The organism is Kitasatospora dryopteridis (assembly GCF_050749075.1).
Taxonomy (GTDB): Bacteria; Actinomycetota; Actinomycetes; order Streptomycetales; family Streptomycetaceae; genus Kitasatospora.
In genome coordinates this window covers 3,189,327-3,212,210 of record NZ_CP192749.1, presented here as the reverse complement: position 1 = coordinate 3,212,210, position 22,884 = coordinate 3,189,327, and the positions used below count along the sequence as shown (strand labels likewise).

The window sequence follows — 22,884 nt, the reverse complement described above, 5'->3', positions numbered from 1 at the left end:
GCGCCCCCGGTACGGCAGGTCAGGGAACGAGGCCGACGAGCACGTACTCGTTGTACTTGAAGACCTTGCCCGCGGCCTCCGGCAGCGGGAAGGAGTACGTCCGCCCGATGCGGAGCCCGAACTCCCCGGCGAGGGTGCGCAGCCCCTCGAAGTCGACGAAGCGCACGTGCGTCGGGTCGGAGCGGTAGCCCGCCGCCTGCGGGGTGATCAGCACGACCTTGCCGCCGGAGCGGATGCTCGGCAGGTAGCCGGCCATCAGCTCCTTGCAGGTCTCCAGGTCCAGGTGCTCCAGCACGTGCGCGACCAGCATGCTGTCGAAGGCGCCGGGCCGGCTGAGCTCCGGGTCCGCCCGGAACTCGTCGGCGGTGTACGCCGTCAGGCCGCGGGCCCGGGCGGTGGCCACCGAGGTCTCGTTGTGGTCCACGCCGACGCTGTCCGGGCCGCAGTTCTGCAGGTTCCGGCCGACGCCGCAGCCCACGTCCAGCACCCGGCCGAGGCCCAGCCGGCGCAGGTTCCAGCGGTACGGGGCCTGGGTGGGCAGCAGCCGCTTGATGCCGGACTGCTCCAGGGTCACCAGGCGCTCCGTGTAGGAGGCCTCGGCGGTGGCGCCGCCGGCGGGGACGGACGCGGCGTTCGGCTCGCGGGCTTCGGGCATGGTCGGCCTCTTGGGGAGTGGGCGGTGCGGCGGGGCCGGGGGCGCCACCGCGCACGGGGGTGACCCGATGGTACGGCCAGCGGTCGAGACCTGTCCGACCGGTCGGGGGGTGCGCGGCCCGGGCCGCGGCGGCTAGTCTGCCGCTGGCCGCGCGCCGGTTCCCGGGCGAGACCCGTCCGGAGATCACGGTCGACTGAGCGCCCCCTTAGAATGAGCTGCAAATGCCCCGCTTCAGCGTGATCGTCCCCGTCTACCAGGTCGAGGAGTACCTGGCCGAGTGCCTCGACTCGGTGCTGTCCCAGTCGTGCGCTGACTTCGAGCTCGTTGCCGTCGACGACCGCTCGCCGGACGGCTGCGGGGCGATCCTGGACGAGGCCGCCGGGCGCGATCCGCGCATCAAGGTGCTGCACCTCGACGAGAACGTGGGCCTCGGCCGCGCCCGCAACGCCGGCCTCGAGGTCGCCACCGGCGACTACGTGATCTTCCTGGACAGCGACGACACGCTCACCCCCGGCCTGCTGCAGGCCGTCGACGACCGCCTCGAGGCCTGCGCCGACCCGGACATCCTGGTCTACGACTACGCGCGCACCTACTGGGACGGCCGCGTGGCACGCTCCAACTCGGCACCGCTGTTCGCCCGTTCGAGCCCGGACGTGTTCGACCTGGACGGCCGCCCGGACCTCCTCGACCTGCTGATGGTGGTCTGGAACAAGGCCTACCGCCGCGACTGGATCGACGCCGAGGGCCTCACCTTCCCCGCCGGGTACTACGAGGACACCCCGTGGACCTTCCCGGCGCTGCTCGCGGCCGGCCGGATGACCATGCTCGACCGGGTCGGCGTCCACTACCGCCAGCGCAAGCAGGGCGGGAACATACTCGCCACCGTCAGCCGCAAGCACTTCGACATCTTCGACCAGTACGACCTGGTCTTCGCCTTCCTCGACCGGCGCCCCGACCTCGACCGCTGGCGGCCGGTGGTCTTCGCCCGGATGGTCCACCACCTCAGCACCGTGGTCAGCCGCCCCGACCGGGTGCCGCCCGGCGACCGCCGCGAGTTCTTCCGCAGAGCCGCCCGGCACTGCGCCCGGCTCCGCCCCTCCGGCTACCGGCCCGCCGCCGGCGCCGAGGGCGTGCGCACCGAACTGCTCAGCCACGGCCGCTACCTCACCTTCCAGAGCGTGCGCGCCCTCGCCCGGACACGGCAGCTCGCCGCCCGGGCCGCCCGCCGGGCCAAGCGCGCCGCCGCCGTCCGCGACGTCACCCCGCCGCAGGGCCGCCCCGCCGCACCCCCCGCGGGCACCACCCGCCCCGACGGCACCGCCTCCGACATCGGCACCTGACCCCGCCGGCGGGTTGTAGGCCACTCAGGCACTGCCCGGCCGCCGCGCCGACGGGCTCGGCCGCTCCGCCCGGAGCGGGCGGTATACAGGATCGGTCGTCGCTCTTTCAGGTGATCCGATGGGTAGGCCCGTGGAATTCCTCGCCCGTCTCCCGGTCGTCGGCCCGCTCGTGGCCCGCCTGATGCAGAGCCGTGCCTGGAAGGCCTACCGGCTCTTCACGGACACCCAGGGCAACCGACTGGCCGGCGCGGTCACCTTCTTCGGCTTCCTCGCACTCTTTCCGCTGCTCACCGTGGCCCTGGCGATCGCCGCCGCGACGCTCTCCGACGCCCGGGTGGACGAACTCCAGCAGGACATCGCCGACCAGGCCTCCGGCCTCTCCGACGCCGTCGACCTGGACGCGCTGGTCGCCAACGCGGCCACCGTCGGTGTGATCAGCGGGGTGATCCTGCTGCTGTCCGGGCTCGGCTGGGTGGAGACCATGCGCAGCTCGATCCGCGCCGTGTGGCGGCTGCCCGAGGACCCGGGGAAGGTGCTCGTCCGCAAGGCCTGGGACTGCCTCGTGCTGCTCGGCCTCGGCGCGGTCTGCCTGCTCTCCCTCGGCGCCTCCGCGGGCGCCACCACCCTCACCCGGCGTCTCGCCGATGCGATCGGCCTGTCCGGCGGGGCCGGCCGCGCCGTGCTCACCCTGGCCGGCTTCGTCATCGCCGTCGGCGCCGACCTGCTGCTCTTCGCCTACCTGCTGGCGCCGTTCCCGAGGATCACCGACCAGACCCGCCGGGCCCTCCTCGGCGGCGCACTGATCGGCGCGATCGGCTTCGAGGTGCTCAAGGTGGCCCTCTCCTCGTACCTCGGCTCGGTGGCGGGCCGCAGCCTGTACGGGGCCTTCGGCGTCCCGGTGGCGCTGCTGCTGTGGATCGACTTCGTCGCCCGGCTGCTCCTCTACTGCGCCGCCTGGACGGCCCTGGCCGATCCGGCCGCCGCCCGGATGCGTACCCACGACCAGGGCCGCAGGCTGATCGAAGCGTCCCACGAGAAGTGAGTCCGGCCCCCTGTCGGGCACACTCGGACGTGACTAGGATCACGTCCTACTTCTCATCCGGCTCTCATCCGGCACACCCCCGCCGGCCGAGCCCGCATCGCGACATCCTGTCCGCCGCCACACCTGGAGCGCCACGTGACCAGCGCAGAGACCACCGCCGCCACCCCCGTCCCGCGCACGCCGGACGACGTGCCGGGCTGGTTCTGGAAGGCAGACCAGGACATCTTCGGCTGGCTGCTGAGCCGCCAGACCGCCGCCGGGACCACCGGCGACCTGCTGGAACTCGGCGCCTACCTCGGCCGCAGCGCCGTCGTACTGGGCCAGTACCTGCAGCCCGGCGAGACCTTCACCGTCTGCGACCTCTTCGACTCGGACGCCCCGGACGACGAGAACTCGGCCGAGATGGCGATGTCCTACCGCAAGACCCTCACCCGACAGGCCTTCGAGGCCAACTACCTGGCGTTCCACGCGGAGCTGCCGGCCATCGTCCAGGCGCCGACCTCGGTGCTGGCCGACGGCCGCATCCCGGCCGACTCCTGCCGCTTCGTGCACGTGGACGCCTCGCACCTGTACGAGCACGTCGCCGGCGACGTGCTGGTCGCCCGGGACGTCCTCGCCAAGGACGGCGTGGTGGCCTTCGACGACTACCGGGCCCCGCACACCCCCGGCGTGGCCGCCGCCGTCTGGGAGGCGGTCTTCGACCTCGGCCTGAAGCCGGTCTGCCTCACGCCGGAGAAGTTCTACGGCACCTGGGGCGACGCCGAGGCCGTGCAGAAGGAACTGCTCGCCCGCGACTGGAAGGCCGAGGGCTTCCGGATGGACGACGAGCTCATCGCCGGCCACACCTGCTACCGGCTCGCCTTCGACGGCCCGCAGCCGAACGGTGCGCCCGCCGCCCGCCCGGCCCCCCCGCAGCGCTCCACCGCACGGAAGATCGCCATCGACGTGCTTCCGCCGTTCGCCACCCGCGCCGCCCGCAAGGCGCTCCGCGCCGCCCGGGCCCGCGGCCGGCGCTGACGCCCGCGGCGGCCCCCGGCCCGGGTCAGCGCCGCCGCACCGCCGTGGCGGCGCCGGCCCACCGGCGCAGCGCCGGGCGCAGCGAGAGCCGCCCGGCCCGCTGCCGGCGCAGCCGGAGGGCCGCCGCCACCGCGGCCGCCGCGCACAGCCCGGCGGCCAGCATCCCTGCCGTGCCGCCCTTGCGGTGCGCGCGCTCGGACTCGCGGTCCGGGGCCGGGGCGGCCACCGGCGGGGCGGCGGGCGCCGGCCGGTGCGGGCTCGGCGCGGCGGAAGGCACGACGTCCGGCACCGGGTTGGGCCGCGGCTCGGCCGACGGAGCGGCCTGCACGGCCGAGGTGTCCTCGGCCAGCACACCCACCGGCGTCACCCGGTCGACCGCGGCGAAGCCCCAGTCGAGCAGGGCGGCGGCCTCGTCGTACACCTTCTGGTAGGTCGAGGTGTGCATCACGGTGACCAGCAGCAGCCGGCCGTCCCGCTCGGCCGCACCGGTGAAGGTCGAGCCGGCGTTGGTGGTGTAGCCGTTCTTCACGCCGATCAGGCCCGGGTACTTGCCCAGCAGCCGGTCGGTGTTGGCGATGCCGAAGCTGCCGCGCTGCCCGGTGGCCCGGTCGACGGCGCCGGGGAACTGCGCGTCCCGGGTCGAGCAGTACGCCCGGAAGTCCGGGTTGCGCAGGCCCGCGCGGGCGAACAGGGTCAGGTCGTACGCCGAGGAGACCTGGCCGTCCTGGTCGTAGCCGTCCGGGGTGACCACGTTCGTGTCGTTGGCCTGCAGCGCGTCCGCCCTGGCCTGCATCTGGGCGACGGTCCGCTCGATCCCGCCGTTCATGTGGGCGAGCACGTGCACCGCGTCGTTGCCGGAGCTCAGGAAGACCCCGCGCCACAGGTCCTCCACCTTGTAGTCGAGGTCCTCCTTGATCCCGACCAGGCTGCTGCCCGCGCCCAGCCCGGTGAGCTCCTCCGGGGCGACCCGGTGCACCGCCTCGCGGTCCAGCTTGGGCAGCACCGTGTCGGCGAACAGCATCTTCAGGGTGGACGCCGGCGGCAGCCGGGTGTGCGCGTTGTACGAGGCCAGCACCTCGCCGGTGGTGCCGTCGGCGACCAGCCAGGAGCGCCCGGTCAGACTGCCCGGCAGGTCCGGTGCGCCCGAGTTCGGGGCCACCTGCACCCCGGGCCGGGCCAGCCGCTCGCCGCCGACGGCCTCGGCGGCGGCCTGCGGGACGGCCGCGGCGGCACCCGGGGCGAGGGCCAACAGGCCGGCGGCGGCTGCGGCGGCACATCGGTGGACGAAGTGACGGTCGGTCAGCATTTCCGGAACGTACCCGCCGGGCCGCCCGGCGCCGCCCGGCCGCCGCCGACTCCCCCCGAACGGATGCGCCCGGGCGGGCTGCGCATACTGGACGGGCAGCACACCGACGCCCGCGAAGGACCCCCGATGAAGCTCAGCCGCCGCACCTCCTGGTTCCTCACCGCCTTCGGCGTGTGGTCCCTGATCATCTGGACGACCTTCGTCAAGAATCTCTGGAAGGACTCCGGCGGCCAGGCCTTCACCGGCGGCGACCACTCCCAGCCGACCGCCTTCTTCTGGGTCCACCTCCTGCTCGCCGCGACCTCCCTCGTCCTCGGCATCGCCATCGGCGTCCTCGGCGTCCGCGGCCTGCGCGCCCGCTCCGCGGACTGACGCCGAAACCCTTTGCCCGGCGGGGAGTTCGGCTGGAATGATCTCCGCCGTGTGCGCACCGTGCGTACACGCGTGCGTCTCCTTGGGGTGGATCACACAGTGTTCCGTACGGTCTCTCCGCGCCTGCTGGCCTCGGCCGCCGGCATCGCCCTCGCCACCGGGCTCCTGGCAGCACCGGTGGCCTCCGCCGCCACCGACGGCCGTGCCACCGACCCCGCCGTCGTGCCGAGCCCGGGCTTCTTCGGCACCGGCGTCCGCACCGACGCCTGCGACGGCACCACGGCGCCCGGCTGGATCGCCACCGCCGCGCCGGCCCTCACCGCCCGCACCGCCGCGGACCGGGCGCGCTTCAAGGTCTGGGACGAGACGGGCAGCAAGGTCTTCGACGGCGAGGGCGACGCGGTCGACGGCACCGCCACCGCCCGGCCCGCCGGCCTCACCGAGGGCCGCACCTACACCTGGCAGGCCAAGGGCGCCGGCGGCGGAGCCCCCACCGCCGAGTGCCGCTTCCGCATCGACACCACCGCACCCGCCCTCACCGTCGACTCGGCCGACTTCCCGGCCTCCGACAGCGGCCGGACCCCGCAGAAGTACGCCGGCCAGACCGGCACCTTCACCGTCGCCGGCAGCGACGCCGCCTCCGGCGTGGCCTGCTACCGGTACGTCCTCAACGGCACCCCGAGCGTCGGCAACGACTGCACCGGCGCCGTGCGGCCCGCCGCGGACGGCAGCGCAACCTTCACCCTGAAGCCGAAGGACTGGGGCACCAACATCCTCACGGTGCAGGCCTTCGACGAGGCGGGCAACGCCTCCCGGCCGGTCGTCTACACCTTCTACGCGCCGTGGAACCCCACTCCGCCGCCGAGCGCCCCGGGCGACGTCGACGGCGACGGCGTACCGGACATCCTCGTCCCCGGCAGCGACGGCTCCCTGCAGATCGTCAGCGCCGCGGGCGACAGCACCGCCGCGGCCACCATCCTCCCTGCCACCCTCGCCCCCGACACGACCGACTGGTCCGCCTACCGGCTCGCACACCGCGGCTGGGACCCGGGCAGCCACGGCCCGGTCGACGACCTGCTCGCCCACCGGCCCGGCGGGACGGCGCTGTACCTGTACCGGAACTTCGACCAGGGCGCCTTCCGGCACGGTGTCACCCTGGTGCACCGCCCGGAGTCAGCCGACCCGGCCTTCACCACTGACTGGTCGCACACCGAGCAGCTCGTCGCGCTCGGCTCGCTCGACGACTACCAGCAGAGCTCCCTGCTGACCGTCGAGGACGGCGACCTCTGGCTGCTCACCGACCCCGGCTTCAACTACGGCTACCAGACCGTCCGACGCCTCTCCACCACCGGCGCCTGGGCCGGCTACGACGTGGTCGCACCCGGCAGCGCGGCCGACGGCAGCCTCGCCCTGTGGTCCCGCGAGCGGGCCACCGGCACCCTGCGCACGTACCCGATCGCGAAGCAGGCCGACGGCACGTACGACTTCTCCGCGCTCGCCGACCCGTCCGCCGGCACCGCCGTCGGCACCTTCCCCGCCGCCGAGTACCCGCTGCTCGGCAGCTCCGGCGACGGCGACGGCGACGGCCGGCCCGACCTGTACGCCGTCACCGCCGCCCGCCACCTGCTGACCTTCGACGGCACCGCCGCCCCGAAGGACCTCGGCGCCCTGCGCTGAACCCCGCACGGCAGAACGCCCGAGGGCCCGTCCGGACGAACCGGACGGGCCCTCGGGCGTTCGCTGCTCCGAATCAGAAGCGGCGGGTGACCAGCGCGCGCTTCACCTCGGCGATCGCCTTGGTGACCTCGATGCCGCGCGGGCAGGCCTCCGAGCAGTTGAAGGTGGTGCGGCAGCGCCACACGCCCTCACGGTCGTTGAGGACCTCGAGCCGCTGCTCCGCACCCTCGTCGCGCGAGTCGAAGATGAAGCGGTGCGCGTTGACGATCGCGGCCGGGCCGAAGTACTGGCCGTCGTTCCAGAACACCGGGCAGGACGACGTGCACGCCGCGCACAGGATGCACTTGGTGGTGTCGTCGAACCGCTCGCGGTCCTCCTGGGACTGCAGGCGCTCACGCGTCGGGTCGTTCCCCTTGGTGATGAGGAACGGCATGACGTCCTTGTACGCCTGGAAGAACGGATCCATGTCGACGATCAGGTCCTTCAGGACCGCGAGGCCCTTGATGGGCTCGACCGTGATCGGCTTCTCCGGGTTGACGTCCTTGATCAGCGTCTTGCACGCCAGCCGGTTGCGGCCGTTGATGCGCATGGCGTCCGAGCCGCAGATGCCGTGGGCGCACGAGCGGCGGTACGTCAGGGTGCCGTCCTGCTCCCACTTGACCTTGTTGAGGGCGTCCAGGACGCGCTCCTTCGGGTCCATCAGCAGCTGGTAGTCCACCCACACCGGGTCCGGGTGCTCCTCCGGGTTGAACCGGCGGATCCGCAGGGTGACGTTGATCAGCGCGGTCGCGCCCGCCTCGGCCGCGTCCAGAGCGGCCGAGTGCTTCTCCAGGGTCGGAGTGCTCATCAGTACTTACGCTCCATCGGCTGGTAGCGGGTCTGCACGACCGGCTTGTAGTCGAGGCGGACGGAGGTGCTGCCGTCGGCGGCCTCCTCGCGGTACGCCATGGTGTGCTGCATGAACTTCACGTCGTCGCGGCTCGGGAAGTCCTCGCGGTAGTGGCCGCCGCGGGACTCCTCGCGGGCCAGCGCCGAGACGACCGTGACCTCGGCCAGGTCGAGCAGGTTGCCCAGCTCGATGGCCTCCAGCAGGTCGGTGTTGAAGCGCGAGCCCTTGTCCTGGATGGCGACGTTCTTGTACCGCTCGCGCAGCGCGGCGATGTCGGCGACGGCCTGCTTGAGGGTGTCGCCGGTGCGGTACACGGACGCGTTGGCGTCCATGGACTCCTGCATCTCCTTGCGGAGCTGCGCCACCGACTCGGTGCCGGTCGACTCGCGCAGCGCGTCGACCATGTCCTGCACCAGCTCGGCCGGGTTCTCCGGCAGCGGCACGAACTCGTTGTTGGCGGCGAACTCGGCGGCGGCGAGACCCGCGCGGCGACCGAACACGTTGATGTCCAGCAGCGAGTTGGTGCCCAGGCGGTTGGCGCCGTGCACCGAGACGCAGGCGACCTCGCCGGCGGCGTACAGGCCGGGGACGACGTCGGTGTTGTTCAGCAGCACCTCGCCCTCGACGTTGGTCGGGATGCCGCCCATGCCGTAGTGCGCGGTGGGCTGGATCGGGATCGGGTCCGTGTAGGGCTCGATGCCGAGGTAGGTGCGCGCGAACTCGGTGATGTCCGGCAGCTTGGCGTCCAGCTGCTCCGGCGGGAGGTGCGTCAGGTCCAGGTAGACGTGGTCGCCGTCCGGACCGCAGCCGCGGCCCTCGCGGATCTCGCTGTAGATCGCGCGCGAGCAGACGTCGCGGGAGGCGAGGTCCTTCATGACCGGCGCGTAGCGCTCCATGAAGCGCTCGCCGTCCTTGTTGCGCAGGATGCCGCCCTCGCCGCGGGCGCCCTCGGTGAGCAGGATGCCCATGCGCCAGATGCCCGTCGGGTGGAACTGGAAGAACTCCATGTCCTCCAGCGGCAGGCCCCGGCGGTACGCCACGGCCTGGCCGTCACCGGTCAGGGTGTGCGCGTTCGAGGTGACCTTGAACATCTTGCCGGTGCCGCCGGAGGCGAAGACGACCGCCTTGGCCTGGAAGACGTGGATCTCGCCGGTGGCCAGCTCGTAGGCGACGACGCCGGCCGTGCGGCCCTCGTTGATCAGCAGGTCGAGGACGTAGAACTCGTTGAAGAACTCGACGCCGTGCTTGACGCAGTTCTGGAACAGCGTCTGGAGGATCATGTGACCGGTGCGGTCGGCCGCGTAGCACGAGCGGCGGACGGGGGCCTCGCCGTGGTTGCGCGAGTGGCCGCCGAAGCGGCGCTGGTCGATCCGGCCCTGCTCGGTGCGGGAGAAGGGGAGACCCATCTTCTCCAGGTCGATGACCGCGTCGATGGCCTCCTTGCACATGATCTCGGCGGCATCCTGGTCGACCAGGTAGTCACCGCCCTTGACCGTGTCGAAGGTGTGCCACTCCCAGTTGTCCTCCTCGACGTTGGCGAGGGCGGCGCACATGCCGCCCTGGGCCGCGCCGGTGTGGGAGCGGGTCGGGTAGAGCTTGGTCAGCACCGCGGTGCGGCTGCGCTGGGTCGACTCGATGGCCGCGCGCATGCCCGCGCCGCCGGCGCCGACGATGACCGTGTCGTACTGGTGAATCTGCATGGGGGTAAGCGCCTCTGGCTCTGCCGATTAGATGTTCGGGTCGAAGGTGAAGATCACCAGGGTGCCGAGCAGCACGGTGAACACCGTGGCGGCACCCATGATGGTCTTCAGCCAGAGCCGAGTGGAGTCCTTCTCGGCGTAGTCGTTGATGACGGTCCGCATGCCGTTGGCGCCGTGGAGCATGGCGAGCCACAGCATCAGCAGGTCCCAGCCCTGCCAGAACGGCGAGGCCCAGCGGCCGGCCACGAAGGCGAAGCCGATCTTGGAGACGCCGCCGTCCAGCACCAGCATGATCAGCAGGTGGCCGAGGATCAGGAAGACCAGCACCACGCCGGAGAGCCGCATGAACAGCCACGCCAGCATCTCGAAGTTGGTACGGGTGCGGCGCGGGGTCTTCTTGGTGCGCGTGCGGGCCGGCTCGACGACGAACGCGTCGGCAGGGTTGCCGGTACCCAGGCCCTGGCCGGTGTGGGCCTGGGCGGACGGGACGACAAGAGTGTCGGAGATCTCGTTGGCCATCGCGGATCAGCCCCCGAACCAGGTGCGAAGAGTGTGCTGAAGGATCGGGTAGAAGGCGCCGGCCATCAGGACGACCCACACGCCCACGACGGTCCACAGCAGCTGCTTCTGGTACTTGGCGCCCTTCGACCAGAAGTCGACCGCCACGACCCGCAGGCCGTTCAGCGCGTGGAACAGGATGGCGGCGGTGAGGCCGTACTCCATCAGGTTCACGAGGGGCGTCTTGTACGTCTCGATGACGTTGTCGTAGTCCTGCGGGGAGACCCGGACCAGAGCAGTGTCGAGGACGTGCGCGAAAAGGAAGAAGAAGATGAGGACGCCGGTGACTCGGTGAGCCACCCAGCTCCACATGCCTTCCCGGCCGCGGTACAGCGTTCCAGCCGGCACGGAAAACCCTCCGGAAGCGATTGGGGGCTCGGCCGGCTTCGGTGTCGGTCAGCCCGGCCGGGTACGGTCCACCGGCCGCGAGCATCCTATCGACGCCTTGTCGGGAACCGCCTCCGGGGGGCTCAGGTGTGATCAATCAGGCACTCACGGCCTAACGCGGCCCCGATTCGTGACAGGCTGTGCCGGTGCGGTCGCACTGCGGTGCCGATCGTCCGACCCGCCATGCCCGGACCGAGCCGTACGAGGACCGCCTTGCCCCTCCGCCCCGCCGCCGTCCTCTGCTGCACCGTCCTCTGTGGTGCCGTGCTGCTGTCGGCGGTCGGATGCACCACCGTCTCCGCCTCCGCGGACCGGGCGGTGCCGGCCGAACGCACCCTGGACGCCGCCGGACTGCGGGCCGCCACCGTCACCGCGGCCGACCTCGGCGCCGGATGGAGCGTCACCGTGATGAGGCCCGAGCCGGGGCGCCCGGCGCCGGCGGCGGGGCGCGAGACGGCGGACGTGCCGGCCTGCCAGCCCGTCCTGGACGCGCTGGCGCCGGACAAGGGGAAGTCCGGCCCGCTTGCCGAGACCGATCTGAGCGTGGCCCCGGCCGGGCGCCCCCAGGCCACCGTCTACGCCGGGCTGCTCGCCTTCGAGCCCGGCCGCGCGGAGCAGGTCCGCCGCGCCCTGGACGTGCTGCTGACCCGGTGCCGGACGTTCCGCTCGACGACCCCGGTCGACGGCGCGAGCCGCGGGCCCGGCGCCAAGGGCGCCCCGGCCAGGCCCGTCACCACCCTGCACCGGCTGGAGCGGGCCGAGGCAGCCGTGCCGGAAGGGGTGGACGCGGTCACCGCATTCACCCTGACGGATGAATCGGGCGGCACCGAGCTGCGCCGCCGTGCCGTGGTCGCCCGGGTGGGCACGGCACTCGCCTTCTTCTCCACGCTCGGCACCGCGGCCGAGCCCGCCCCCGTGCCGGACGAGCGGATCGTCCGGGCGCAGGCGGCGCGGCTGCGGGCGGCCCAGCGCGGGTGACCCGGCGCGGGTGACCGGCCGGGGCGGTGCACCGGCCGGTCGTCAGCGGGCTCCGGCCTCCGCGGAGTGCCGGGCCACCAGGTGGGCCAGCCGCATCAGCGCTATCCGGCGCAGCTCGTCCGCGGCGACCAGCCGCTCCTCGTCCGGGTCGTTGGCCAGCCGGGTGCGGATGGAGGTGAGCACGGTGTCGAGCATCTCCTCGTGGGCCACCCCCTCCAGGCAGACCACGAAGACATGGCCGAACCGTGCCTCGTACGCCGCGTGCGCCGCCCGCAGCGCGGTGTGCGCGGCCTGGCTGCCGGGCGCCCGCATCCCGAGCAGCGGCTGCGGCATCCAGCTCTCGTCCGCCAGGGCCTCCGCGAGGTCGGCCGGGCGCAGGTCGTAGGAGGCCTCGCTCGCCGCGGCGAGCAGGGACTCTATGTCGGGGTAGGGCCGGTGGGCGGTGAGCCGCAGGGCCCAGCGGTGGCTGCCGCAGCAGGCGAGCAGGGCTTCTTCGGCGGCGCCGGCGTCGGCCTCGTTGAAGCGGTGCAGCCCGAGCAGGGACGGATCCGTCGAAGCGTCGGGACGCTGCGGCGGGATGTCGCTGGCCAGCGGGTCCTCCTCGTGAGGGCGGGAAGGGGGGATGCTCCAGAGACGAAAGGTAGGCGCTGCACAGTTGCGCGGCGGACCGGAGAAGAGCGGAAAGAGGGAAAAGGGGCCGGGCGCGCAGACGTGTGCCCGTGCTGTGCCATCAAGGTAGTTGAGGGCTCATCAGTTGGGGAGGGAGCGCGCAGAATTCACTCGATCGAGCTATCAAGTTGTGACGTTGACACTTTTTCGTCAGCTCCCTCCCCCCTGGACGGACCCCGGACGGACCCCTGTGGAGCCCGTCGTGGGGCCGCCTCCGCGGCGGCGGGCTCAGAGCTCGCGGTGCACCTTGTGGTTGGCGGCCTGCGCGCGGGGGCGGACGACCAGCAGGTCGATGTTGACGTGCGGGGGCCGGGTGACCGCCCAGGACACGGTGTCCGCGATGTCCTCCGAGGTGAGCGGCTCGGCGACGCCCGCGTACACGGCGGCGGCCCTGTCCTCGTCCCCGCGGAAGCGGGTCACCGCGAACCCCTCGGACTTCACCATGCCGGGCGCGATCTCGATCACCCGGATCGGCTCTCCGCACAGCTCCAGCCGGAGCGTGGCCGCGATGGTGTGCGCGGCGTGCTTGGCCGCGACGTACCCGCCGCCGCCCTCGTACGCGGCCAGGGCCGCGGTGGAGGACATCACGAGCACCGTGCCGTCGCCGGTGGCGCGCAGCGCGGGCAGCAGCGCCTGCGTCACGTTGAGCACGCCGATCACGTTGACCTCGTACATGGCCCGCCAGTCGGCCGGGTCGCCGCTCTCCACGCTCTCCGCGCCGATGGCGCCGCCGGCGTTGTTGACCAGCACGTCGACCCGGCCGATCCCGGCCGCGAAGGAGTCCACGGCCGCCCGGTCGGTGACGTCCAGGGTGCGGGCGCGGCCGCCGATCTCCTTGGCCAGCGCCTCGATCCGGTCGGTGCGGCGCGCGGTCAGCACCACGTCGAAGCCGTCCGCGGCCAGGCGGCGCGCGGTGGCCGCGCCGATCCCGCTGCTGGCGCCGGTGACGACGGCCACCTTCTGCTCGGTCATTGCCACTCCCACAAAAACGGTCCGGTCTGCACCGCCGATCATCTCAACCGGCCCCCGGCCGGTCGCGGGCGGCGTCCCGGCCACGGCCTCCACCCGCCCGGGGCCTCCTCCGGCTAGATTGCGAAGCCCGGCCAGTCCGCGTCCCGGGCCCCGCCGCCCGGGCTCCCCACCACGGAGGACCGCCATGCCGTCCGAGCCCCGCCGCTCCGAGTCGGGCCTGCCGATCGAGCCGCTGTACGGCCCCGAGAGCCTCGCCGGATGGGACCCGGCGGAGAGGCTCGGCCGGCCCGGCGAGTACCCCTTCACCCGGGGCGTCTACCCGACCATGTACACCGGGCGGCCGTGGACGATGCGGCAGTACGCGGGCTTCGGCACCGCCGCCGAGTCCAATGCGCGCTACCGGCAGCTGATCGCCAACGGCACCACCGGCCTGTCCGTCGCCTTCGACCTGCCCACCCAGATGGGCTACGACTCGGACGCCGCCCTCGCGTCCGGCGAGGTCGGCAAGGTCGGCGTGGCGATCGACAGCGTCGAGGACATGGGCGTGCTGTTCGGTGGCATCCCGCTGGGCGAGGTCTCCACCTCGATGACCATCAACGCGCCCGCCTCGGTGCTGCTGCTGCTCTACCAGCTGGTCGGCGAGGCCCAGGGCGTCCCGCCGGCCCGGCTCTCCGGGACGGTCCAGAACGACGTGCTCAAGGAGTACATCGCCCGCGGCACCTACATCTTCCCGCCGAAGCCCTCGCTGCGGCTGGTCGCCGACGTCTTCCGGTACTGCCGGGCCGAGATCCCGCGCTGGAACACCATCTCGATCTCCGGCTACCACATGGCCGAGGCCGGGGCCGACCCCGCGCAGGAGATTGCCTTCACGCTCGCCGACGGCATCGAGTACGTCCGCACCGCCGTCGCGGCCGGCATGGCGGTGGACGACTTCGCCCCGCGGCTGTCCTTCTTCTTCGTCTCCCGCACCACCCTGCTGGAGGAGGTCGCCAAGTTCCGTGCCGCCCGGCGGATCTGGGCCCGCGTCATGCGGGACGACTTCGGTGCGAAGGACCCGAGGTCGCAGATGCTCCGCTTCCACACCCAGACCGCCGGCGTGCAGCTCACCGCCCAGCAGCCCGAGGTCAACCTGGTGCGGGTCTCCGTCCAGGCGCTGGCCGCGGTGCTCGGCGGTACCCAGTCGCTGCACACCAACAGCTTCGACGAGGCCATCGCGCTGCCCACCGAGAAGGCCGCCCGGCTCGCCCTGCGCACCCAGCAGGTGCTGGCCTACGAGACCGACGTCACCGCCACCGTCGACCCCTTCGCCGGCTCCTTCGTCGTCGAGCGGATGACCGACGAGGTGGAGGCCGCGGCGCTGGACCTGATGGCGAAGGTGGAGGAGGCCGGCGGGGCGGTCGCCGCGATCGAGCAGGGCCTGCAGAAGGCCGCGATCGAGCGGACGGCCTACCGGATCCAGCAGGAGCAGGACTCCGGCGCCCGCACCGTGGTCGGGGTGAACCGCTTCCGGCTGGACGAGGAGGAGCCGTACGAGCCGCTGCGGGTCGACCCGGCGATCGAGCAGCAGCAGGCCGCCCGGCTGGCCCGGCTGCGCGCCGACCGGGACGGCCGGGCGGTCGGGAGCGCCCTGGACGCCCTGCGCCGGGCGGCCGGCGGCCCGGACAACGTGCTGTACCCGATGAAGGAGGCGCTGGCCGCGCGGGCCACGGTGGGCGAGGTGTGCGACGCCCTGCGCGAGGTCTGGGGCACGTACACCCCGGTCGACCGGTTCTGACGGCCTGCCGGGGCTCCGCCCGGACAGCCCGTCAGGGGCGCGCACCGGTGTTGCGGCCGTCGGCGGACCTCCCGGGCGGCGTGTCCGCGGCGGGCGCCGTGTCCACCCGGGGGCGGGGCTCGTTGGGCAGGGCGGCGATCACCAGGAAGGCGGCTGAATCGGAATGTCATACCCATCTGCCCGGCCGCTATGCACCGAAAGGGGCACGACTTCGCGGGAAGTCGGGCCAAATCCCCTCCACCGGCCTACTCTTGTTGAGGTGAACGATCCTCAGCCCGTTGATCGGGCCGCCCTCGCCACCGCCGTCCGCCCTGGCTCGGACCTCCGCGCCCGGGTACGGGCGCACGAGGCCGAGCTGATCGCGTTCCGGCGCGATCTTCACCGGCACCCGGAGCTGGGCCGCCAGGAGTTCCGCACCACCCGGCTGCTGCGCGAGCGGCTGACCGAGGCCGGGCTGGAGCCGCGGGTGCTCCCCGGCGGCACCGGGATGACGGTCGACATCGTGCCGGCGGGCACCCCCGAGGGCACGCCGCTGCTGGCGTTCCGGGCGGACATCGACGCGCTGCCGATCGACGACGCCAAGACCGACGTGCCCTACCGCTCCACGCTGCCCGGGCGGGCGCACGCCTGCGGGCACGACGTGCACACCGCGGTGGTGCTGGGCACGGCGCTGGTGCTGGCCGAGGCGGCCCGGTCGGGCGAGCTGCGGCAGCCGGTCCGGATGATCTTCCAGCCGGCCGAGGAGGTCATGCCGGGCGGGGCGCTGGACGTCATCAAGGCGGGCGGGATGGAGGGGGTCGGCCGGATCTTCGCCGTGCACTGCGACCCCAAGGTGCAGGTCGGCCGGATCGGCCTCAAGGTCGGCGCGATCACCTCGGCCTGCGACCGGCTGCTGCTGTCGCTCGACGGCCCGGGCGGCCACACCGCCCGCCCGCACCTCACCACCGACCTGGTGACCGCGGTCGCCCGGATGGCGGCGGACCTGCCGGCGGCGCTCGGCCGCCGGATGGACCCGCGCTGGGGCGTCAGCCTGGTCTTCGGCCGGATCGCCGCCGGCTCCGCGCCCAACGCCATCCCGCAGCACGCCGAGCTGGAGGGCACCGTCCGCTGCCTGGAGCTGGCCGGCTGGCGGGAGGCTCCGGAGATCCTGGACGAGCTGATCGCCCGGATCGCCGAGACGCACCGGGCGAAGTGGACGCTCGACTACCACCGCGGCGTCCCGCCGGTGGTCAACGAGCACGTGTCGATCGGCCAGCTGGAGCGGGCGATGACCGCGTGCTTCGGCGACGGAGAGTCGCCGGTGGTGGAGGACACCGAGCAGAGCCTCGGCGGCGAGGATTTCTCCTGGTACCTGGAGCACGCGCCGGGCGCGCTGGCCCGGCTCGGTGTCCGCGCCCCGCACGAGAAGGGCGTCCGGGACCTGCACCAGGGCCGGTTCGACGTCGACGAACGGTCGATCGGCATCGGGGTGGAGCTGTTCTGCGCACTCGCCCTGGAGCACGCGCGCACCTGAGAAGCCCAGCTCGGAGGCCGCGCCGGCCGCAGCCCGGCGCGGCTTCTGCCTGTCGTGGACGCATCGGCGTAGGGTGTTGTCCTGATACCACTCGGTAGTGACATCGCGTTGAACAAAGGTGGCGGTCTGTCCGGTTTCGTCCGGGCGGATGACCACATTTTGATAACAACCCGAATGCCTCCGCAGGCCGTAATACAACTGTGTTCTACGCGCGTTACGGTGGCGCTCGACCACGCCAAACGGGTGTGTGAGAAGGAGATACTCCCTTGCGCCGTTCACTGAAGCTCGCCGCGGTAGTGCTCTCGGGTTCCCTGGGCATCGCCTCGCTCGCCGCTTGCGGCGCAAAGAGCACCGACAACACCTCGTCCGGCGCCTCCTCGGGCGCCACCTCCGGCATCAAGGTCGGCATGGCCTACGACATCGGCGGCCGTGGCGACCAGTCGTTCAACGACTCCGCCGCCCGCGGCCTGGACAAGGCCAAGGACCAGCTGGGCGTCCAGGTCACCGAGGCCGAGGCCAAGACCGGTGAGGCCGAGGCCGACAAGGAGGCCCGCCTCAAGTCCCTGGTCAGCGCCGGCTACAACCCGGTCGTCGCCGTCGGCTTCGTCTACCAGGCCGCGGTCGAGAAGGTCGCCAAGGAGAACCCGAACGTCAAGTTCGCGATCATCGACTCGGCCTCCGACACCCAGCCGAGCAACGTCACCTCGCTGACCTTCGCGGAGCAGGAGGGCTCGTACCTCGCCGGCGTCGCCGCCGCCTCCAAGAGCAAGGCCAAGCACATCGGCTTCATCGGCGGCGTGCAGTCCGAGCTGATCAAGAAGTTCGAGGCCGGCTACAAGGCGGGCGCCAAGTCCGTCGACCCGAACGTCGTGGTCGAGACCACCTACCTCACCACCCCGCCGGACTTCAGCGGCTTCACCGACCCCGGCAAGGGCAAGGAGGCCGCGCAGGGCCAGCTCGACAAGGGCGCGGACGTCATCTACTCCGCCGCCGGCTCCTCGGGCAACGGCTCCATCGAGGCCGTCGCATCCAAGGGCAAGTGGGCCATCGGCGTCGACTCCGACCAGGCCAACCAGCCGGCTCTGGCCAAGTACAAGGCGAACATCCTGACCTCCATGGTCAAGAACGTCGACGTCGCCGTGTTCGACTACATCAAGTCGGTCAAGGACGGCAACCCGATCACCGGCGTCAAGAACTTCGACCTCAAGGCCGAGGGTGTGTCGCTGTCCCAGACCGGTGGCTTCCTGAAGGACATCCAGCCGAAGCTCGACGCCGCCACCCAGGCGATCACCTCCGGCGCCACCAAGATCCCCACCACCCCGGAGAACTGATCCGGCGCTCCTGACCACCGCCTCCTGCCCGGCGGTGGCACCGGGGCCGACGACATCACCGGAGGGCCCGGCGGGGCGCGTAGGACGCGTCCCGCCGGGCCCCGCCCGTTCCACCCACAGACACCAGGCACTCCGGCGCAACGGTGCGCACGACGACCACAGGAGATCGCCATCACCGCTTCCGATCCCGCCCTCGACCAGGGCGGCACCCCCAGCGCGGGGACGGCGACACCGGCCGTCGAACTGCGCGGCATCACCAAGCGCTTCCCCGGCGTCGTGGCCAACCACGACATCGACATCACCGTGCGACGAGGCACCGTGCACGCCCTCATGGGCGAGAACGGCGCCGGCAAGTCCACCCTGATGAAGATCCTCTACGGCATGCAGAAGCCGGACGAGGGCACCATCGCCGTCAACGGCAAGCAGGTGCAGCTCAACACCCCGGCGGACGCCATCGCCCTCGGCATCGGCATGGTGCACCAGCACTTCATGCTCGCCGACAACCTCACCGTCTGGGAGAACATCGTCCTCGGCGGCGAGAAGATCCACGGCATGGGCGCCAAGGCCCGGGCGAAGATCCAGGAGATCTCCGACCAGTACGGCCTGGGCGTGCGCCCGGAGGCCCTGGTCGAGGACCTCGGCGTCGCCGACCGCCAGCGCGTGGAGATCCTCAAGGTCCTCTACCGCGGCGCCACCATCCTGATCCTCGACGAGCCCACCGCCGTCCTGGTGCCCCAGGAGGTGGACGCGCTCTTCGACAACCTCCGCGAGCTGAAGGCGGAGGGCGTCACCGTCATCTTCATCTCCCACAAGCTGCACGAGGTGCTCGCGGTCGCCGACGCGATCAGCGTCATCCGACGCGGCACCACCGTCGGCGACGCCGACCCCAAGACCGTCACCGCCCGGCAGCTCGCCGAGCTGATGGTCGGTGCCGAGCTCCCCTCCCCGGAGAGCCGCGAGTCGACGGTCACCCAGGACGAGATGCTCCGCGTCGACGGCCTGCGGATCGCCAAGACCGACGCCGAGGGCATCGAGCGCGTCGTCCTCGACGACATCTCGCTGCGCATCCGCCGCGGCGAGGTCCTCGGCATCGCCGGCGTCGAGGGCAACGGCCAGGCCGAGCTCGTCGAGGCCATCATGGGCATGCTGCCGCTGGACGCCGGCACCGTGACCCTCGGCGGCAAGGACGTCACCGGAGAGCTGACCCGCGCCCGCCGCGAGGCCGGTGTCGGCTACATCCCCGAGGACCGCCACCGCCACGGCCTGCTGCTGGAAGCCCCGCTCTGGGAGAACCGCATCCTCGGCCACGTCACCGAGACGCCGAACTCCAAGGGCGTCCTGCTCGACCCGGCCGGTGCCCGCAAGGACACCCAGCGGATCGTCGAGGAGTTCGACGTCCGCACCCCCGGCATCGAGGTCACCGCGGCCTCCCTCTCCGGCGGCAACCAGCAGAAGCTGATCATCGGCCGCGAGATGAGCCACAACCCCAAGCTGCTGGTCGCGGCCCACCCGACCCGCGGCGTGGACGTCGGCGCCCAGGCGCAGATCTGGGAGCACATCCGCAGGGCCCAGCGCGAGGGCCTCGCCGTGCTGCTGATCTCCGCCGACCTCGACGAGCTGATCGGCCTCTCCGACACCATCCGGGTGATCTACCGCGGCCGCCTGGTCGCCGACGCCGACCCCGCCACCGTCACCGCCGAGGACCTCGGCACGGCCATGACCGGCGCCGCCCGCGGCCACATCGAGTCCGAGCCCGAGGCCGTCGCCGAGGAGCGGGCCGCCGCGGCCGAAGGCACCGATACGGTCTCCGACCACACCGCCGACGACGACACGCAGGCGGGGGAGTAATCCATGACCAGTCCCAACCCGGCCGCCAAGCGCTCGTTCGCCTCGCGGTTCGACGGTGAGAAGATCCTGCTCGCCCTGGCCGCGCCCGTGCTGGCCGTGCTGCTCTCGGTGGCGCTCTGCTCCCTGCTGCTGGCGGTCTCCGGCAAGAACGCCTTCGACGCCTTCGACGTGATGATCCGGTACGGCACCGCCTCCGACGGCCAGGTGCTGACCCTCAACCGGACCACCGTCTACTACATCGCCGGTTGCGCCGCGGCGTTCGGCTTCCGGATGAACCTGTTCAACATCGGCGTCGAGGGCCAGTACCGCCTCGGCGTGCTGTTCGCCGCGTACGTCGGCAGCCAGGTCGACCTGCCGTCCTTCATCCAGATCCCGCTGCTGCTGGTCACCGCCATGCTCGTCGGCGGTCTGTGGGCCAGCGTCGCCGGTGTGCTGAAGGTCTACCGCGGCGTCAGCGAGGTCATCTCGACCATCATGCTGAACGCGATCGCCACCGCCGTCGTCGGCCTGTTGCTCCTCCCCGGCCGCTTCGCGCCGGCCAAGAGCGCCAACGCCAACGTGATCCAGACCGCCCCGGTCTCCGAGTCGAGCCACTTCTTCTCGATCGAGACCGCCGGCGGCACGCTCTGGGGCTTCATCTTCGTCGCGATCCTGATCGGCGTGCTGTTCCAGTTCACCCTGACCCGCACCCGGTTCGGCTTCGACCTGCGCGCCACCGGCCGCTCGGAGAGCGCGGCCAAGGCCTCCGGCGTCAACGTCAAGCGCATGGTGCTGACCAGCATGGCGGTCTCCGGTGCCATCGCCGGCCTCATCGGCATCCCGGAGCTGCTGCAGAGTTCGTTCTACTTCGGCCAGAGCATCCAGCTGAACCTGGGCTTCATCGGCATCTCGGTGGCCCTGCTCGGCCGCAACAGCCCGATCGGCATCGCCTTCTCCGCGCTGCTCTTCGCCTTCCTGGACGTCTCCGGCACCCAGCTCCCGCTGCAGGGCGACTACCCGCAGGAGATCGTCGTCGTCATGCAGGGCACCATCGTCATCTGCGTCGTCGTCGCCTACGAGCTGGTCCGCCGCTACGGCCTCAAGCGCCAGCAGCAGAAGGTCGGTGCCGAGCTCGCCGCCCAGGCCGCCGCGGCCGCCAACAAGGAGGTTGCCGCGTGAGCACCGCCACCACCGCCCGGCCGAAGACGCCGGGAGCCCCGACGAAGAAGCCGAAGATCACCTGGCCGATCGTGCTCCTGCTGATCGCGGGCGCCCTCGTCCTGGTCTCCGCCGTCGGCGCGGCCACCGACAACCACGGTCTGACCGCCTCCGGCCAGATCAGCGCCGCTCTCGGCGCCGCCGTCCCGATCGCGATGGCCGGTCTCGGCGGTCTGTGGTCGGAGCGGGCCGGCGTGGTCAACATCGGCCTCGAAGGCATGATGGTCGCCGGCACCTTCTGCGGCGCCTGGGGCGGCTTCCTGGTCAGCCCGTGGTTCGGCCTGCTCGCCGGCATGGCGGGCGGCGCGCTCGGCGGCCTGCTGCACGCCCTGATCACCGTCACCTTCGGCGTCGACCACATCGTCTCCGGCGTCGGCATCAACCTGCTGATCCCGGGCATCTGCGCCTACGTGAACCGGATCTACTACCGGGACTACGTGGCCGACGGCGCCGGCGCCAACCAGTCGCCCCCGTCCGACGCGCTGCCCACCATCACGATCCCCGGGCTGTCGGACTGGCTGAAGGACATCGAGAACCACCACTGGTTCCTGGTCTCCGACGTGGCCGGCATCGTCGGCGGTGTGGTCACCAACCTGTCGGTGGTCATCGTGATCGCCGCCGTGCTGATCGTCGCCAGCTACTTCCTGCTGTGGCGCACGGTGTTCGGCCTGCGCCTGCGCTCCTGCGGCGAGAACCCGACCGCCGCCGAGACGCTGGGCGTCAACGTCTACAAGTACAAGTACTTCGCGGTCGTCGCCTCGGGCGCGTTCGCCGGCCTCGCCGGCGCGTACCTCTCGCTGGTCGCGGCGCACTTCTACAAGGACGGCCAGACCCAGGGCCGAGGCTTCATCGGCCTCGCCGCGATGATCTTCGGCAACTGGATGCCGGGCGGCCTCGCGGTCGGCGCCGGCCTGTTCGGCTTCACCGACAGCCTCCAGCTGCGCGACGCGGACAACGTCCACGTGCTGCTGCTGGTCATCGCGCTCGCCATGGGCCTGCTCGCCATGTGGCACGGCTACCGCCGCAAGTACACCACCGCGGTGATCAGCCTGGTGGTCGGCGGCGGCCTCGGCCTCTGGTTCGCGCTGACCGACTCGGTGGAGCGCCCGCTGATCGTCGCCACGCCGTACGTGATCACGCTCGTCGTGCTCGCACTGGCCTCGCAGCGCCTGCGTCCGCCGAAGGCCGACGGCCAGATCTACCGCAAGGGCGAAGGCAAGTGACCACCGCAGCACCGGCACCCGACTGGGAGGCGCTGCGGGACGCCGCCCGCGCCGCCATGGGGCACGCGTACGCGCCGTACAGCAAGTTCCCGGTCGGGGCGGCGGCGCTGGTCGATGACGGGCGGATCGTCACCGGCTGCAACGTGGAGAACGCCTCGTACGGGCTCGGGCTGTGCGCCGAGTGCGGCCTGGTCTCCGCGCTGCACGCCAGCGGCGGCGGCCGGCTGACCGCGTTCACCTGTGTGGACGGCGCCGGCACCCTGCTGATGCCCTGCGGCCGCTGCCGGCAGCTGCTGTACGAGCACGGCGGCCCGGAGCTGCTGGTGGACCTGCCGTCCGGGGTGAAGACCATGGACGAGGTCCTGCCGGACGCCTTCGGACCGGAGCGGCTCTAGCACGCCGCGTTGTTACGCGCGTAGAGTGTCGCGCAGAGCCC

21 protein-coding genes are annotated in these 22,884 nt (G+C 72.1%); 13 read left to right on the top strand and 8 right to left on the bottom strand.

The genetic code is table 11. The features are described 5' to 3' along the window. Window positions 1–19: 19 nt before the first annotated feature. Window positions 20–655 carry a class I SAM-dependent methyltransferase gene (locus tag ACQ614_RS14500; protein WP_431679000.1) on the bottom strand — a complete coding sequence of 212 codons (636 nt, stop codon included), beginning with the start codon at window positions 653–655 and terminating at the stop codon, window positions 20–22. A gap of 221 nt (window positions 656–876) precedes the next feature. Between ACQ614_RS14500 and ACQ614_RS14495 the strand changes: the two genes are divergently transcribed. The 3 genes from ACQ614_RS14495 to ACQ614_RS14485 all read left to right on the top strand — a co-directional run bounded on the left by ACQ614_RS14495 (window position 877) and on the right by ACQ614_RS14485 (window position 4,054). Beyond that, on the top strand, window positions 877–1,995 hold the full coding sequence (locus tag ACQ614_RS14495; RefSeq protein WP_431678999.1) for a glycosyltransferase family 2 protein: 1,119 nt from the start codon (window positions 877–879) through the stop codon (window positions 1,993–1,995). Window positions 1,996–2,113: 118 nt separating this feature from the next. Further along, complete coding sequence (locus ACQ614_RS14490; RefSeq protein ID WP_431678997.1) at window positions 2,114–3,037, top strand: YihY/virulence factor BrkB family protein; 924 nt, start codon at window positions 2,114–2,116, stop codon at window positions 3,035–3,037. 135 nt (window positions 3,038–3,172) lie between these two features. Beyond that, window positions 3,173–4,054 carry a class I SAM-dependent methyltransferase gene (locus tag ACQ614_RS14485; protein WP_363491836.1) on the top strand — a complete coding sequence of 294 codons (882 nt, stop codon included), beginning with the start codon at window positions 3,173–3,175 and terminating at the stop codon, window positions 4,052–4,054. A gap of 25 nt (window positions 4,055–4,079) precedes the next feature. Here the strand turns inward: ACQ614_RS14485 and ACQ614_RS14480 are convergent, their stop codons facing one another. Further along, window positions 4,080–5,360 carry a D-alanyl-D-alanine carboxypeptidase family protein gene (locus ACQ614_RS14480; RefSeq protein ID WP_431678995.1) on the bottom strand — a complete coding sequence of 427 codons (1,281 nt, stop codon included), beginning with the start codon at window positions 5,358–5,360 and terminating at the stop codon, window positions 4,080–4,082. Between the two features lie 126 nt (window positions 5,361–5,486). Between ACQ614_RS14480 and ACQ614_RS14475 the strand changes: the two genes are divergently transcribed. Continuing rightward, window positions 5,487–5,732 carry an SCO4848 family membrane protein gene (locus tag ACQ614_RS14475; protein WP_363491834.1) on the top strand — a complete coding sequence of 82 codons (246 nt, stop codon included), beginning with the start codon at window positions 5,487–5,489 and terminating at the stop codon, window positions 5,730–5,732. 99 nt (window positions 5,733–5,831) lie between these two features. After that, window positions 5,832–7,409, top strand: a complete 1,578-nt coding sequence (locus ACQ614_RS14470) for a hypothetical protein (protein ID WP_431678994.1) — start codon at window positions 5,832–5,834, stop codon at window positions 7,407–7,409. A 73-nt stretch (window positions 7,410–7,482) separates the two neighbouring features. Here ACQ614_RS14470 and ACQ614_RS14465 read toward each other — a convergent pair whose 3' ends face one another. The 4 genes from ACQ614_RS14465 to sdhC are packed head-to-tail and all read right to left on the bottom strand — an operon-like array spanning window position 7,483 to window position 10,904. Next, window positions 7,483–8,256 carry a succinate dehydrogenase iron-sulfur subunit gene (locus tag ACQ614_RS14465; protein ID WP_363491832.1) on the bottom strand — a complete coding sequence of 258 codons (774 nt, stop codon included), beginning with the start codon at window positions 8,254–8,256 and terminating at the stop codon, window positions 7,483–7,485. Next, the gene (sdhA, locus tag ACQ614_RS14460; RefSeq protein WP_431678992.1) at window positions 8,256–9,998 is read right to left on the bottom strand and encodes a succinate dehydrogenase flavoprotein subunit; all 1,743 of its coding nucleotides are present in this window, start codon (window positions 9,996–9,998) and stop codon (window positions 8,256–8,258) included. The genes ACQ614_RS14465 and sdhA overlap by 1 nt, the downstream gene beginning before the upstream one ends. Window positions 9,999–10,025: 27 nt before the next feature. Further along, complete coding sequence (locus ACQ614_RS14455) at window positions 10,026–10,517, bottom strand: succinate dehydrogenase hydrophobic membrane anchor subunit (RefSeq protein ID WP_431678991.1); 492 nt, start codon at window positions 10,515–10,517, stop codon at window positions 10,026–10,028. A gap of 6 nt (window positions 10,518–10,523) precedes the next feature. Beyond that, window positions 10,524–10,904 (bottom strand): succinate dehydrogenase, cytochrome b556 subunit, encoded by a 381-nt coding sequence (gene sdhC / locus ACQ614_RS14450; RefSeq protein WP_431678990.1) that lies wholly within the window; start codon window positions 10,902–10,904, stop codon window positions 10,524–10,526. Window positions 10,905–11,156: 252 nt separating this feature from the next. Between sdhC and ACQ614_RS14445 the strand changes: the two genes are divergently transcribed. After that, window positions 11,157–11,921 carry a hypothetical protein gene (locus ACQ614_RS14445; RefSeq protein WP_431678989.1) on the top strand — a complete coding sequence of 255 codons (765 nt, stop codon included), beginning with the start codon at window positions 11,157–11,159 and terminating at the stop codon, window positions 11,919–11,921. Between the two features lie 42 nt (window positions 11,922–11,963). On the opposite strand, the gene ACQ614_RS14440 is transcribed toward ACQ614_RS14445, so the two are convergent. Beyond that, a complete protein-coding gene (locus tag ACQ614_RS14440; protein WP_431683926.1) occupies window positions 11,964–12,407 on the bottom strand; it encodes a 2-oxo-4-hydroxy-4-carboxy-5-ureidoimidazoline decarboxylase in 444 nt (147 codons plus the stop codon). A 411-nt stretch (window positions 12,408–12,818) separates the two neighbouring features. Beyond that, entirely contained in the window at window positions 12,819–13,562 is a 744-nt protein-coding gene (locus ACQ614_RS14435; protein WP_431678988.1) for an SDR family oxidoreductase, read from the bottom strand. 184 nt (window positions 13,563–13,746) lie between these two features. Between ACQ614_RS14435 and ACQ614_RS14430 the strand changes: the two genes are divergently transcribed. The 7 genes from ACQ614_RS14430 to ACQ614_RS14400 all read left to right on the top strand — a co-directional run bounded on the left by ACQ614_RS14430 (window position 13,747) and on the right by ACQ614_RS14400 (window position 22,843). Further along, window positions 13,747–15,336 (top strand): acyl-CoA mutase large subunit family protein, encoded by a 1,590-nt coding sequence (locus ACQ614_RS14430; RefSeq protein ID WP_431678987.1) that lies wholly within the window; start codon window positions 13,747–13,749, stop codon window positions 15,334–15,336. A gap of 259 nt (window positions 15,337–15,595) precedes the next feature. Next, window positions 15,596–16,849 (top strand): amidohydrolase, encoded by a 1,254-nt coding sequence (locus tag ACQ614_RS14425; RefSeq protein WP_431678986.1) that lies wholly within the window; start codon window positions 15,596–15,598, stop codon window positions 16,847–16,849. A 266-nt stretch (window positions 16,850–17,115) separates the two neighbouring features. Next, window positions 17,116–18,180 carry a BMP family lipoprotein gene (locus ACQ614_RS14420; RefSeq protein WP_431678984.1) on the top strand — a complete coding sequence of 355 codons (1,065 nt, stop codon included), beginning with the start codon at window positions 17,116–17,118 and terminating at the stop codon, window positions 18,178–18,180. A gap of 276 nt (window positions 18,181–18,456) precedes the next feature. After that, a complete protein-coding gene (locus ACQ614_RS14415; RefSeq protein WP_431678983.1) occupies window positions 18,457–20,028 on the top strand; it encodes an ABC transporter ATP-binding protein in 1,572 nt (523 codons plus the stop codon). Window positions 20,029–20,031: 3 nt separating this feature from the next. Then, complete coding sequence (locus ACQ614_RS14410; RefSeq protein ID WP_431678981.1) at window positions 20,032–21,186, top strand: ABC transporter permease; 1,155 nt, start codon at window positions 20,032–20,034, stop codon at window positions 21,184–21,186. Next, on the top strand, window positions 21,183–22,448 hold the full coding sequence (locus tag ACQ614_RS14405) for an ABC transporter permease (protein ID WP_431678979.1): 1,266 nt from the start codon (window positions 21,183–21,185) through the stop codon (window positions 22,446–22,448). The genes ACQ614_RS14410 and ACQ614_RS14405 overlap by 4 nt, the downstream gene beginning before the upstream one ends. Then, complete coding sequence (locus ACQ614_RS14400; RefSeq protein WP_431678978.1) at window positions 22,445–22,843, top strand: cytidine deaminase; 399 nt, start codon at window positions 22,445–22,447, stop codon at window positions 22,841–22,843. The genes ACQ614_RS14405 and ACQ614_RS14400 overlap by 4 nt, the downstream gene beginning before the upstream one ends. Window positions 22,844–22,884 lie beyond the last annotated feature (41 nt).

Bases quoted from the DNA above. Each gene is read 5' to 3' on its own strand.
- ACQ614_RS14435 (WP_431678988.1), bottom strand. From the start codon at position 13,562: ATGACCGAGCAGAAGGTGGCCGTCGTCACCGGCGCCAGCAGCGGGATC.
- ACQ614_RS14490 (WP_431678997.1), top strand. From the start codon at position 2,114: ATGGGTAGGCCCGTGGAATTCCTCGCCCGTCTCCCGGTCGTCGGCCCG.
- ACQ614_RS14410 (WP_431678981.1), top strand. From the start codon at position 20,032: ATGACCAGTCCCAACCCGGCCGCCAAGCGCTCGTTCGCCTCGCGGTTC.
- ACQ614_RS14495 (WP_431678999.1), top strand. From the start codon at position 877: ATGCCCCGCTTCAGCGTGATCGTCCCCGTCTACCAGGTCGAGGAGTAC.
- ACQ614_RS14480 (WP_431678995.1), bottom strand. From the start codon at position 5,360: ATGCTGACCGACCGTCACTTCGTCCACCGATGTGCCGCCGCAGCCGCC.
- ACQ614_RS14465 (WP_363491832.1), bottom strand. From the start codon at position 8,256: ATGAGCACTCCGACCCTGGAGAAGCACTCGGCCGCTCTGGACGCGGCC.
- ACQ614_RS14475 (WP_363491834.1), top strand. From the start codon at position 5,487: ATGAAGCTCAGCCGCCGCACCTCCTGGTTCCTCACCGCCTTCGGCGTG.
- ACQ614_RS14500 (WP_431679000.1), bottom strand. From the start codon at position 655: ATGCCCGAAGCCCGCGAGCCGAACGCCGCGTCCGTCCCCGCCGGCGGC.
- ACQ614_RS14430 (WP_431678987.1), top strand. From the start codon at position 13,747: ATGCCGTCCGAGCCCCGCCGCTCCGAGTCGGGCCTGCCGATCGAGCCG.
- ACQ614_RS14455 (WP_431678991.1), bottom strand. From the start codon at position 10,517: ATGGCCAACGAGATCTCCGACACTCTTGTCGTCCCGTCCGCCCAGGCC.
- sdhA (WP_431678992.1), bottom strand. From the start codon at position 9,998: ATGCAGATTCACCAGTACGACACGGTCATCGTCGGCGCCGGCGGCGCG.